11 protein-coding genes are annotated in these 11951 nt (G+C 71.2%); 7 read left to right on the forward strand and 4 right to left on the reverse strand.

The features are described from left to right. Positions 1-82: 82 nt before the first annotated feature. Positions 83-955, forward strand: a complete 873-nt coding sequence (locus tag AC5Y6X_RS20860; protein ID WP_499988800.1) for a MaoC family dehydratase — start codon at positions 83-85, stop codon at positions 953-955. Here AC5Y6X_RS20860 and otsB read toward each other — a convergent pair. Then, a complete protein-coding gene (otsB, locus tag AC5Y6X_RS20865) occupies positions 952-2124 on the reverse strand; it encodes a trehalose-phosphatase (protein WP_499988801.1) in 1173 nt (390 codons plus the stop codon). The genes AC5Y6X_RS20860 and otsB overlap by 4 nt on opposite strands. Before the next feature lie 64 nt (positions 2125-2188). On the opposite strand from otsB, the gene AC5Y6X_RS20870 reads away from it, so the two are divergent. Next, positions 2189-5482 (forward strand): error-prone DNA polymerase, encoded by a 3294-nt coding sequence (locus tag AC5Y6X_RS20870; RefSeq protein WP_499988803.1) that lies wholly within the window; start codon positions 2189-2191, stop codon positions 5480-5482. Between the two features lie 91 nt (positions 5483-5573). On the opposite strand, the gene AC5Y6X_RS20875 is transcribed toward AC5Y6X_RS20870, so the two are convergent. Next, on the reverse strand, positions 5574-5984 hold the full coding sequence (locus AC5Y6X_RS20875) for a TIGR03667 family PPOX class F420-dependent oxidoreductase (protein WP_499988804.1): 411 nt from the start codon (positions 5982-5984) through the stop codon (positions 5574-5576). Positions 5985-6008: 24 nt separating this feature from the next. Between AC5Y6X_RS20875 and AC5Y6X_RS20880 the strand changes: the two genes are divergently transcribed. Further along, positions 6009-6653 (forward strand): nitroreductase family protein, encoded by a 645-nt coding sequence (locus tag AC5Y6X_RS20880; RefSeq protein WP_499988805.1) that lies wholly within the window; start codon positions 6009-6011, stop codon positions 6651-6653. A gap of 3 nt (positions 6654-6656) precedes the next feature. Here the strand turns inward: AC5Y6X_RS20880 and AC5Y6X_RS20885 are convergent, their stop codons facing one another. Together AC5Y6X_RS20885 and AC5Y6X_RS20890 are read right to left on the reverse strand one after the other, a co-directional pair. Then, the gene (locus AC5Y6X_RS20885) at positions 6657-6983 is read right to left on the reverse strand and encodes a YciI family protein (RefSeq protein WP_499988807.1); all 327 of its coding nucleotides are present in this window, start codon (positions 6981-6983) and stop codon (positions 6657-6659) included. 40 nt (positions 6984-7023) lie between these two features. Then, positions 7024-7488, reverse strand: a complete 465-nt coding sequence (locus tag AC5Y6X_RS20890; RefSeq protein WP_499988808.1) for a tRNA (cytidine(34)-2'-O)-methyltransferase — start codon at positions 7486-7488, stop codon at positions 7024-7026. Between the two features lie 274 nt (positions 7489-7762). Between AC5Y6X_RS20890 and AC5Y6X_RS20895 the strand changes: the two genes are divergently transcribed. Genes AC5Y6X_RS20895 through AC5Y6X_RS20910 form a run of 4 tightly spaced genes read left to right on the forward strand, consistent with a single transcriptional unit; the run spans position 7763 to position 11950 of the window. Continuing rightward, positions 7763-10603 (forward strand): sensor histidine kinase, encoded by a 2841-nt coding sequence (locus tag AC5Y6X_RS20895; protein ID WP_499988809.1) that lies wholly within the window; start codon positions 7763-7765, stop codon positions 10601-10603. Next, entirely contained in the window at positions 10600-11001 is a 402-nt protein-coding gene (locus tag AC5Y6X_RS20900; RefSeq protein ID WP_324680130.1) for a serine protease inhibitor, read from the forward strand. Before AC5Y6X_RS20895 ends, AC5Y6X_RS20900 begins: the two co-directional genes overlap by 4 nt. Before the next feature lie 6 nt (positions 11002-11007). Further along, entirely contained in the window at positions 11008-11382 is a 375-nt protein-coding gene (locus AC5Y6X_RS20905; protein WP_499988810.1) for a DUF742 domain-containing protein, read from the forward strand. After that, positions 11363-11950 carry a GTP-binding protein gene (locus tag AC5Y6X_RS20910; protein WP_324680134.1) on the forward strand — a complete coding sequence of 196 codons (588 nt, stop codon included), beginning with the start codon at positions 11363-11365 and terminating at the stop codon, positions 11948-11950. Before AC5Y6X_RS20905 ends, AC5Y6X_RS20910 begins: the two co-directional genes overlap by 20 nt. The last annotated feature ends 1 nt before the right edge of the window (position 11951 follow it).

Consider the following 11951-nt stretch of genomic DNA (forward strand, 5'->3'; position numbering starts at 1 on the left):
GTGCCGGTGGGAAGGGTTTGCGATGGTTGAGTGCAGAAAAAGCCGAAAATTCCACCCGATTTCCACCTGAGAGGATCCTCGTATGGCGATTGATCCGACTGCCGTCGGCGCGGTGACCGAGCCGATGCTGTTCGAATGGACCGACCGGGACACGCTGCTGTACGCGCTGGGCGTCGGCTGCGGGACCGATGACCTGTCGTTCACCACCGAGAACAGCCACGACATCCCCCAGCAGGTGCTGCCCACCTACGCGGTGATCTGCTGTCCGGCCTTCGGGGCGGCGGGCAAGATCGGAAAGTTCAACTGGGCCATGCTCTTACACGGATCGCAAGGCATCCGGCTGCATGCGCCGCTGCCGCCCGCGGGCAAGCTGTCGGTGGTCACCGAGGTCACCGACATCCAGGACAAGGGCGAGGGCAAGAACGCGGTCGTGATGCTGCGCGGTCGCGGCACCGACCCGGACTCGGGGACGCTGATCGCCGAGACGTCGACCACCTTCGTCGTGCGGGGCGCGGGCGGATTCGGGGGCCAGCCGGGCCAGCGGCCGATCGCGCCGGAGATCCCGGATCGCGAGCCCGACGCCCGCGTCGCGCTGCCCACCCGCGAGGACCAGGCGCTGATCTACCGGCTCTCCGGCGACCGCAACCCGCTGCACAGCGACCCGTGGTTCGCCCGGGAGCTGGCCGGGTTCCCGAAGCCGATCCTGCACGGGCTGTGCAGCTACGGGGTGGCGGGACGGGCGCTGCTCGCCGAGCTCGGCGGGGGCGTCGCGGCCAACATCACCTCGATCGACGCGCGGTTTTCCTCGCCGGTGTTTCCCGGCGAGACGCTGACCACGCTGATCTGGCGGACCGGCCCGGGCAAGGCGGTGTTCCGCACCGAGGCCTCCGGCGCCGAGGGCGCCGACGCGCGGGTGGTGCTGGACGACGGCGCGGTGGAATACGCCGACGGCTAACTCACCGGGGCATCGCTGAGCTCGCGCGCCAGCCGGTCGGTGAACTCGACCACCCGCGCGGGACTGTCCAGCGCGAACAGCGCGGCGGTGGCGCGGTCGCCATCGTCGGTGTGCCGCACCACAATTGGGACACCGTCGTGGCGCACCGCGTCGAACGCGTCTTCGTCGGTGATGTCGTCGCCGAGATAGATGGGCATCAGCTGGCTCGAGCCGGCGTGCCGCAGGTGGTCGATCACCCAGCGCAGCGTCTTGCCCTTGTCCCAGTCGATGTCGGGGCGCAGCTCGATGACCTCGCGGCCGGTGGTCACGCGCAGCGCGTGGCGCCGGCCCGCCGCGCGCACCGTCGCCGCCACCTCGCCGACGCGGTCCCGGGCGGCGTTGCGGTAGTGCACGGCCACGCCGAATCGCTTGTGCTCCACCATGATCCCGGGGATGCCGCCGAGCTTTTCGCGCAGCTCGGCGGCGACCCCCTCCAGCACAGGTATCGCCGCCGCCGCGGCGTCGTTTTGGTGGTGCGTTCCGTCGGGCGCGGTCAGCTCGAAGCCGTGGCTGCCGGCATACCAGATGCCGGGCAGGCCGACGCGCCCGGTCACGTCGGCGAGGTCGCGGCCGGACAGCACCGCGACGGGACAGTGCGCGGCCAGCTTCGAAAGCGCCTCGGCCGCACCGGCGGCCGGGCGCGCCGCGTCCGGGTCGTCGACGATGTCGGACAGCGTGCCGTCGAAGTCGAAGAACACCGCGGGCTGCCGGGCGGTGAGGCCGGCGGCCAGCCCGAGCGCCTGCAAGGCGTCGGGTAACTCCGACATCCGCCGGTCCCCGGTTCGCACGGTGACCTCGTCCAGGTCGACGACGACGGCGTCGGCGCCGAAGCGGCGCAACTCGTCGCGGTGGGCCGTCGGGTCGACGCCGATGACCAAGGCGAACCCGGCGGCCCGGGCGGCCTCGACGTCCGCGGCTTCCGCGGCGATGACGACGCAGCGGCCCGGCCGCGCGCCGAGCCGGTCGGCGGCCCGCACCAGCCCGGTCGCGTCGGGCGAGCCGACCGCGTCGGCGCGGATGCCGGCGTCGCGCAGCCGCGCCATCATCGATTCGGTCGCCAGCGCGTCGGATCCGAACAGCACCGCGTCGTGGCGGCGCGGGTCGATGATGACCGGCTCGAATCTGCGCACGACCAACCTTCTCACGGCGGGCGACACGCTACGAAATCGAACATACATTCGATAGACTGCGTGGGTGGGTTGGTTCAACGGACCGCCGAGTTGGGCGGAGATGGAGCGGGTGCTCGACGGCAAGCCGCGCCGCGCGGGCGGCCCGGCCGAGCCGACCTTGGAAGCCGGGGGAGACGTCCCCTCGTCGCGCAAGCGCGGGGCCTACGAGCCGCCGGACGACAACCGGAGGGTGCGCTCGTCCGTCGCGTACGCCGAGCTGCACGCGCATTCGGCGTACAGCTTCCTCGACGGGGCGAGCACGCCGGAGGAGCTGGTCGAGGAGGCGGCCCGGCTGGATCTGCGCGCCCTGGCGCTGACCGACCACAACGGGCTGTACGGGGCGGTGCGGTTCGCCGAAGCGGCCGCGGAGCTCGACGTGCGCACCGTGTTCGGTGCCGAGCTGTCGCTGGGGTCGGTCGCCCGCACCGAGGAGCCGGACCCGCCCGGGCCGCACCTGCTGGTGCTGGCCCGCGGCCCGGAGGGCTACCGGCGGTTGTCGCGGCAGCTGGCCGCCGCGCACCTGGCCGGCGGCGAGAAGGGCAAGCCGCGCTTCGACCTCGACGCGCTGACCGAGGCCGCGGGCGGGCACTGGCACATCCTGACCGGGTGTCGCAAAGGCCATGTGCGGCAGGCGTTTTCCGACGGCGGCCCAGACGCGGCGCGGCGCGCGCTGGCCGACCTGGTGGACCGATTCGGCGCCGCGCGGGTCAGCGTCGAGCTGACCCATCACGGCCACCCGCTCGACGACGAGCGCAACGAGGCGCTGGCCGGGCTGGCGCCGCGCTTCAGCGTCGGCGTCGTCGCCACCACCGGGGCGCACTTCGCGGGGCCGTCGCGGCGCCGGCTGGCCATGGCGATGGGGGCGATCCGGGCCCGGCAATCCCTGGATTCCGCCGCCGGGTGGCTGGCCCCGCTGGGCGGATCGCACCTGCGGTCCGGCGCGGAGATGGCCCGGCTGTTCGCCTGGTGTCCCGAGGCGGTGACCGCCGCGGCTGAGCTGGGTGAGCAGTGCGCGTTCGGGCTGGCGCTGATCGCGCCGCAGCTGCCGCCGTTCGACGTGCCCGACGGGCACACCGAGGACAGCTGGCTGCGGCAGTTGGTGATGGCCGGGGCCCGCGACCGCTACGGACCCCCCGACGGCGCGCCGCGGGCCTACGCCCAGATCGAGCGCGAGCTGAAAGTCATTGCGCAATTGCGGTTTCCGGGCTATTTCCTGGTGGTGCACGACATCACCCGGTTCTGCCGGGACAACAACATCCTGTGCCAGGGCAGGGGGTCGGCGGCCAACTCCGCGGTCTGTTATGCCCTCGGCGTCACCGCGGTGGACCCGGTGGCCAACGAGCTGCTGTTCGAGCGCTTCCTGTCGCCCGCCCGCGACGGTCCGCCCGACATCGACATGGACATCGAGTCGGACCAGCGCGAAAAGGTCATCCAGTACGTCTACGACAAATACGGCCGCGACTACGCCGCGCAGGTCGCCAACGTCATCACCTACCGCGGCAAGATCGCGGTGCGCGACATGGCCCGCGCCCTGGGCTTCTCGCAGGGGCAGCAGGACGCGTGGAGCAAGCAGATCAGCAGCTGGAACGGGGTGGCGGATTCCCCTGACGCAGAGGGCATTCCGGAGCAGGTGATCGACCTGGCCGCCCAGATCCGGAATCTGCCGCGGCACATGGGCATCCACTCCGGCGGCATGGTGATCTGCGACCGCCCGATCGCGGACGTGTGCCCGGTGGAGTGGGCGCGCATGGAGAACCGCAGCGTCCTGCAATGGGACAAAGACGACTGTGCGGCAATAGGTTTGGTGAAGTTCGACCTGCTGGGGCTGGGCATGCTCTCGGCGCTGCACTATGCCAAGGACCTGGTGGCCGAGCACAAGGGCATCGAGGTGGACCTGGCCCGCCTCGACCTCTCCGAGCCGGCCGTGTACGAGATGCTGGCGCGCGCCGATTCCGTCGGCGTGTTCCAGGTGGAGTCGCGCGCCCAGATGGCCACCCTGCCGAGACTTAAGCCGCGGGAGTTCTACGACCTGGTGGTGGAGGTCGCGCTGATCCGCCCCGGACCCATCCAGGGCGGGTCGGTGCACCCCTACATCCGGCGGCGCAACGGGCTCGACCCGGTGGTCTACGACCACCCCTCCATGGAACCGGCATTGCGAAAGACGTTGGGGGTTCCGCTTTTTCAGGAGCAGCTGATGCAGCTCGCGGTCGACTGCGCCGGCTTCTCGGCCGCCGAGGCCGACCAGCTGCGCCGTGCCATGGGTTCCAAGCGTTCCACCGAACGCATGCGACGGCTGCGCGGCCGGTTCTACGACGGCATGCGCGCGCTGCACGGCGCCACCGACGAGGTGATCGACCGGACCTACGAAAAGCTGGAGGCGTTCGCCAATTTCGGCTTCCCGGAAAGCCACGCACTGTCCTTCGCGTCGCTGGTGTTCTACTCGTCGTGGTTCAAGCTGCACCACCCGGCGGCGTTCTGCGCGGCGCTGCTGCGCGCCCAGCCGATGGGCTTCTATTCGCCGCAGTCGCTGGTGGCCGACGCGCGCAGGCACGGCGTCGTTGTGCACGGTCCGTGCGTGGCCGCCAGCCTGGCGCACGCCACCCTCGAGAACGCCGGGACGGAAGTCCGCCTCGGGCTGGGCGCCGTCCGCCATATCGGCGAAGACCTCGCCGAGCAGCTGGTCGAGGAGCGAAAGGCCAACGGCCCCTTCGCTTCCCTGCTGGACCTGACCGCCCGCCTGCAGCTGTCCGTGCCGCAGACCGAGGCGCTGGCGACGGCCGGGGCTTTCGCCTGCTTCGGGATGTCCCGGCGGGAGGGGTTGTGGGCGGCCGGGGCGGCCGCCACCCAGCGGCCGGACCGGTTGCCCGGGGTGGGGTCGTCGTCGCGTGTTCCGGCCCTGCCGGGGATGACCGAGCTGGAGCTGTCCGCCGCCGACGTGTGGGCCACCGGCATCTCGCCGGACAGCTACCCGACGCAGTTCCTGCGGGCCGACCTGGACGCGATGGGGGTGGTGCCCGCCGAGAAGCTGCTCGGCGTGCCCGACGGCGACCGCGTGCTGATCGCCGGCGCGGTGACCCATCGGCAGCGACCCGCGACGGCCCAGGGGGTGACCTTCGTCAACCTCGAGGACGAGACCGGGATGGTCAACGTGCTCTGCACGCCGGGGGTGTGGGCCCGGCACCGCAAGCTGGCCAACACGGCGCCGGCGCTGCTGGTCCGCGGCCAGGTCCAAAACGCCAGTGGCGCAGTGACCGTCGTCGCCGAGCGGTTGGGCCGCATCACCCTGGCCGTCGGCTCGCGCTCACGCGATTTCCGCTGACCCCTCTCGCCGAGCGTGAAACTGTTGCGAAAAAACTCGCGAAACCTCGCAACAGTTTCACGCTCGGCGAGCAAGAGGGGGCAGGAGGGCGCTAGCCCGTCGGCGTCGTCCATACCTTGGTCGGGGTGATCGTCAGCCGGGTGCTGTAGGCGCCCATCGCCTCGGTCAGGCCGAATTTCGCCGCCTCATCGCTGTACTTCGCCCAGTACGGCTCGTCGTCGCGGCAGTCGACGTCGGTGGCATCCACGGTGGCGACCCCGCCGACGACGATGATGCCGCCGCCGTTGCCGTCGGAGTCCAGGTTCAGGCTCACCTTGGGCTGCGACTTGATGTGGGCCACCTTGCCCGCCCGCGGCATGGAGTACACCGTCAGCGTGGCGCCGTCGAAATAGAACCAGACCAGCCGCGGGATCGGTTGCCCGGATTTCGCGACCGTGGTCAGCCACCCGTAGTGATCGGAGATGAGCCTGCTGGAAACCTCTTGTTTCAGTTCGACGCTCATGAGGCCGAATGTAGTCTCCCACTCATGACCCTCAACCTGTCCGTCGACGAAGTCCTGACCACCACCCGCTCGGTCCGCAAGCGCCTCGACTTCGACAGGCAGGTGCCCCGCGAGGTGTTGATGGAATGCCTCGACCTGGCGCTGCAGGCGCCCACCGGTTCCAACTCGCAGGGCTGGCAATGGGTCTTCGTCGAGGACGCGGACAAGAAGAAGGCGATCGGCGACATCTACCTGTCGAATGCCCGGGGCTACCTCAGCGCGCCGGCTGCCCAATACCCCGAGGGCGACACCCGCGGCGAGCGGATGGGCAAGGTCAGGGATTCCGCGACGTACCTCGCCGAGCACATGCACGAGGCGCCGGTGCTGATGATTCCCTGCATCGAAGGCCGCGAGGAGAAGACGCCACTGGGCGGCGTGTCGTTCTGGGCGTCGCTGTTCCCGGCGGTGTGGAGCTTCTGCCTGGCCCTGCGCTCCCGCGGGCTGGGATCCTGCTGGACGACGCTGCACCTGTTGCGCGACGGCGAAAAGCGGGCCGCCGAGGTGCTCGGCATCCCCTACGACGAATACAGCCAGGGCGGACTGTTCCCGATCGCCTACACCAAGGGCACCGACTTCCGGCCGGCCAAGCGACTGCCCGCCGCGAGCCTCACGCACTGGAACAGCTGGTAGCCGCTAGGTCGTCAGCGGCCACACCTCGACCACCCCGTGCCCGACGGCGCACGGGACCTGGCTCACCCGCTCGATCGCCGCGTCGAGATCGTCGGCCTCCAACACTGCGAACCCCGCGATCGGCAGCTCCGACCGCAGGTAGGGCCCCGGCTCGGTCCGCACGCCGGAGCTCTCCGGATTGCGGACTTGAACGGGCCGCCCGGCAATTCCGATGAGCGCCCCGGCCGCGCGCAATTCGTCGTCGCGCACGTGGGCGGCCTTCCGGCAGTCGTCGCTCACGCGGTCGTACCCGGCCGCGTCCCCGTAACCGATCGTGATGAAAGTAGCCATGTCAATGCTGACTCGCGCGCGGCCCCGAACTCATCGCCGGCTACACCGCGCCCGCGTAGCCGTGCTGGCGCCAGGCCTCGTACACGGCGATGGCCGCCGCGTTGGCCAGGTTCAGCGAGCGCCGGCCGGCCAGCATGGGGATGCGCACCCGCCGGGTGATGTGGGCGTCGGCCAGGGTCGCCGCGTCCAGCCCGTCGGGTTCGGGCCCGAACATGAGCACGTCGCCGGGCTGGTAGTCGACGTCGGCGAACGACGTGGTCGCGTGCGCGGTGAACGCGATCACCCGGGCCGGGGCCAGCGCGTCCCACGCCGCCGGCAGCGACGGGTGCACGGTGACCGACGCCAGGTCGTGATAGTCCAGGCCGGCCCGCCGCAGCTTGGGTTCGGACAGGTCGAAGCCCAGCGGCTCGACCAGGTGCAACTGCGCGCCGGTGGCCGCCGCGGTCCGGATGGCGTTGCCGGTGTTGGGCGCGATGCGCGGGGTGACGAACATCAGCTTGAACACCCGCCGATCATGGCAAAGCCGTCCGCGCCGGTCACCCGGCGCGTTTGCCAGATCTGCCCGCCGGTGTAGCGGCAGCCCTTGAAGGGCTCCGTCTGCTCAGTAACAATTCTGGTGACCTGGGCCGCGGGCTGTCATACTCGTCGGATTGCCAGGCGTTTCCGCTCGCGACTCTCTGCGCGGGCCGGGGTGTGAATAAAGCAGGAAGTTTCATGAGGCTGTCGTTTCCTTCAGCGCTGAGCGTCAGCGCAGCGGCCGGGGCACCGGCCGCGACCGCGTGAGCATGTTCGCCCGCCCGGCCGACGCGGTCGAGGCGGTTCCCCCCGAGACCACCGAGGCCCCCGCCGCTCCGGCGCCGGTGAAACGCCCGCGCGCTTGGTCGCTGAGCAACTGGCCGGTGCGCTGGAAGGTCTTGGCGATTGTGCTGGTCCCGCTAGTTTTGGCGACGGTTTTCGGCGCCCTGCGGGTCAACGCCGCGATGGCCAACTCCGGTGGTCTGCGGCTGGCCGCGGCCCGCGCCGACGTGCTGCCGGCGATCACCAAATACATGTCGGCGCTGGACGTCGCCCTGCTGGCGAGCTCCACCAACCGCGACGTCGAGGGCGCCAAGAAGAACTTCGAGGCCCGCAAGGGCGAGCTGGCGGCGCGGCTGGCCGACACCGACGTCACGCCCGACGTCCGGTCGGCGGTGAGCACCCTGCTCAACGGCGGCCAGGCGCTGCTGGAGAAGGTCGCCGACAACAGCATCGGTTTGCGGGAGCGGGTGACGACGTACGCGCCGCTGCTGTTGACGGCCGAGGACGTGATCAACGCCTCGGTGCGCGTCGACGACGAGAAGATCCGGGCCGTGGCGCAGGGGCTGAGCCGAGCGGTCGGGGCCCGCGGCCAGATGACGATGCAGGAGATCCTGGTGACCCGGGGCGCGGACCTGCCCGAGCCGCAGCTGCGCACCTCGATGATCACGCTGGCCGGCACCGAGCCGTCGACGCTTTTCGGGATGAGCGAGGTGCTGGGCGCCGGCTCGCCGGAAGCCAAGACGCTGCAGCAGCAGATGGTGACCCGGATGGCGATCATGTCCGACCCGGCCAGCCCGCTCGTCGACAACCCCGAGCTGCTGCGCTCGATACGGACCACCGACGGCATCGCCGAACAGGTCGTCAAGGACGCCACGGCGTCGGTGACCAAGGCGGTGCACGCCCAGGCCGACGACCGGCGCAAGGACGCCGTCGTCGACAGCGTCGTGGTGCTGGCCGCGATCGTGGTCGCGCTGGCGATCGTGTTGCTGGTGGCGCGCGCGCTCGTGGTGCCGCTGCGGGTGCTGCGCGACGGCGCGCTCAAGGTCGCCCACACCGACCTCGAGGAGGAGGTCGCGCTGGTCAAAGCCGGTGGCGCCGAGCCGATCCCGCAGCCGCTGCCGGTCTACACCACCGAGGAGATCGGTCAGGTCGCCCACGCCGTCGACGAGCTGCACACCCAGGCCCTGCTGCTGGCCGGTGACGAGGCCCGGTTGCGGCTGCTGGTCAACGACATGTTCGAGACGATGTCGCGGCGCAGCCGGTCGCTGGTCGATCAGCAGCTGCAGCTCATCGACCGGCTGGAGCGCAACGAAGAGGATCCCGACCGTCTCGACAGCCTCTTCCGGCTGGATCACCTGGCGGCCCGGCTGCGCCGCAACAGCGCCAACCTGCTGGTGCTGGCGGGCGCGCAGCTGGCGCGTGACCAGCGTGAGCCGGTGCCGCTGGCGACGGTCATCAACGCCGCGGTGTCCGAGGTCGAGGACTACCGCCGCGTCGAAATCGCCCGGGTGCCGGAGGCGACGCTGCTGGGCGCGGTCGCCGGTGGGGTCATCCACCTGTTCGCCGAGCTGATCGACAACGCGCTGCGCTACTCGCCGCCGACGACGTCGGCCCGGATTTCCGGGGCGCCCGGCGGCGACGGCGGGGTGCTGCTGCGCATCGCCGACGCGGGCCTGGGCATGAACGACGCGGACCGGCGCATCGCCAACATGCGGCTGCAGGCCGGCGGCGAGGTCACCCCCGACAACGCCCGCCACATGGGCCTTTTCGTGGTCGGCCGGATCGCCGCCCGGCACGGGATCCGGGTCGGGCTGCGCGGTCCGGGGCCCAACGAGGCGGCCACCGGCACGACGGCCGAGATCTACCTGCCGCCGACGGTGCTCGTGGGCGCCGCCTCCCGGGCGGCCGGGCCGCGGGCCAGGGCCGTGTCGTCGCCGAGCACGCAGCTGGCCAACGCCATGGCCACGACGGACCCCGCCGGTGAGGCCGCCGGAGACGACGGCCCCGTCGCGGGCACCACGTCCAACGGCTCCCAGACGCCGGCGCCGCCGATCACGTTGTTGCCGCGCCGCGACCCGGGTTCCAGCGGCATCACCGGCGTTCCCGCCCCGCCCGCCGAACAGCCGCGCCGGCACCGGCGCGAGCTGGCCACGCCGTGGTGGGAGACGCAGAAACAGCCGGAGCCGGAACAGGAGCGGTCGGAGGAGCCCGCGGCCCCTGCCGCGGCCGTGTCGGACACCTCGGCGTTCTTCGCCGCGCGTCGGGACGCCGGCGACGCGGCTGACGCCGGCGACGCGGCGGACGCCGGCGATGCGGCGGATGCGCTGGGTGCGCCGGCCGAGCCTCCCCAGGCCGCCGAGGCGCCCGAAGCCCCCGAGGCGGCCAGCGGCGACGACGTGATCTACCGCCGGATGCTCTCGGAGATGCTGGGCGACCCACACGACCTGGTCAACAGCCCCGACCTGGATTGGCAGACGGTGTGGGACCGGGGCTGGTCGTTGGCCGCCGAGGCCGAGGACAAGCCCGTCGAGTCGCACACCGCCGAGCACGGCCTGCCGGTGCGCACCCCGGGCGCGCGGCTGGTGCCGGGGGCGGCCAACGGCGTCGGCCTCCCCGAAGAGGACGGCCCCGGCCAGGACGACGGCTCGCTCGTAGGATCGAATGGCGGATCCGGTTCGGCCCGGCCCGGCCGGGAGCCGCAACACGCGGCCGCGGTGCGCGACCCCGACGCGGTTCGCGCCTCCTTCAGCAGCCATTTCGGCGGCGTGCGCACCGGACGCTCGCATGCCCGTGAAACGAATCAAGGACCCGATCAGGAATGAGTTCACCCGGCAACTCACTGGACTGGCTGGTGACCAACTTCGCCCGCGACGTCCCCGGCGTGGCGCACGCGCTGCTGGTGTCCGTCGACGGGCTGCCCGTCGCCGCCAGCGAGCACCTGCCGCGCGAACGGGCCGATCAGCTGGCCGCGGTGGCCTCCGGGCTGGCCAGCCTCGCGACCGGCGCCGCGCAACTGTTCGAGGGCGGGCAGGTGCTGCAGTCCGTGGTCGAGATGCAGAACGGCTATCTACTGCTGATGCGCGTCGGCGACGGCTCGCACCTGGCCACGCTGGCCACCACGTCGTGCGACATCGGCCAGATCGGTTACGAGATGGCCATCCTCGTCGAACGGGTGGGCGGCGTCGTGCAGTCCTCCCGCCGATCCGCCGCACACTCGTGAGCCGCGATGGACAAACGCGAGCCCTGGCCGTCCTCACGTGAGGCGAGCCTGGTCCGTCCGTACACCCTGACCGCCGGACGGACCGCCACCCACGTCGACCTTCCCCTGGAAGCGCCGATCCAGAGTTTGCCGGCCGGGCTGGCTCATCGATGGCCACCCAACGATGCGAGAGGCAGGATCATCCAACTGTGCGTCAACAGCCCGTCCGTCGCGGAGATCTCGGCCCGGCTCGACCTGCCGGTCGGGGTCGCGCGCGTCTTGATCGGCGATCTGGTGCTGTCCGAATACGTTCGGGTGCATCGAACGCTGACCGAACGGTCGACCCGCGACGAGCGTCACGAACTCATAGGAAGGACGCTGCGTGGCCTTAAAGCACTCTGAGGCGCACTCCGACGAGCCGGCCACCGCCTCGACGAAGATCGTCATCGCGGGTGGATTCGGCGCCGGCAAGACCACGTTCGTCGGGGCGGTCTCGGAAATCATGCCGCTGCGCACCGAGGAGATGGTCACCGACGCCTCGGCCGGTGTCGACATGCTCGAGGCGACCCCCGACAAGCGGACCACCACGGTCGCGATGGACTTCGGCCGCATCACCCTGGACGAGGACCTGGTGCTCTACCTGTTCGGCACCCCGGGCCAGCGGCGGTTCTGGTTCATGTGGGACGACCTGGTCCGTGGCGCGATCGGCGCGATCATCCTGGTCGACTGCCGGCGCCTGCAGGACAGCTTCGCCGCGGTCGACTTCTTCGAGCACCGCAAGCTGCCGTTCTTGATCGCGGTCAACGAATTCGACGGCGCGCCAAGGTATCCCGTCGGCGCGGTGCGCGAGGCGCTGACGTTGCCGGCGCACATTCCGGTGATCAACGTCGATGCCCGGGATCGCCGGTCGGCGACGGACGCGCTGATCGCGGTGAGCGAGTACGCGCTGGCCAGCCTGACCGCGTCGTAGG

This window comes from Mycobacterium sp. NGS26 (assembly GCF_059813025.1).

Coding starts and splice junctions, on each gene's coding strand:
- AC5Y6X_RS20860 (WP_499988800.1), top strand. CDS start 83: ATGGCGATTGATCCGACTGCCGTCGGCGCGGTGACCGAGCCGATGCTG.
- AC5Y6X_RS20875 (WP_499988804.1), bottom strand. CDS start 5,984: ATGAGCGTCGAACTGAAACAAGAGGTTTCCAGCAGGCTCATCTCCGAT.
- AC5Y6X_RS20880 (WP_499988805.1), top strand. CDS start 6,009: ATGACCCTCAACCTGTCCGTCGACGAAGTCCTGACCACCACCCGCTCG.
- AC5Y6X_RS20885 (WP_499988807.1), bottom strand. CDS start 6,983: ATGGCTACTTTCATCACGATCGGTTACGGGGACGCGGCCGGGTACGAC.
- AC5Y6X_RS20900 (WP_324680130.1), top strand. CDS start 10,600: ATGAGTTCACCCGGCAACTCACTGGACTGGCTGGTGACCAACTTCGCC.
- AC5Y6X_RS20905 (WP_499988810.1), top strand. CDS start 11,008: ATGGACAAACGCGAGCCCTGGCCGTCCTCACGTGAGGCGAGCCTGGTC.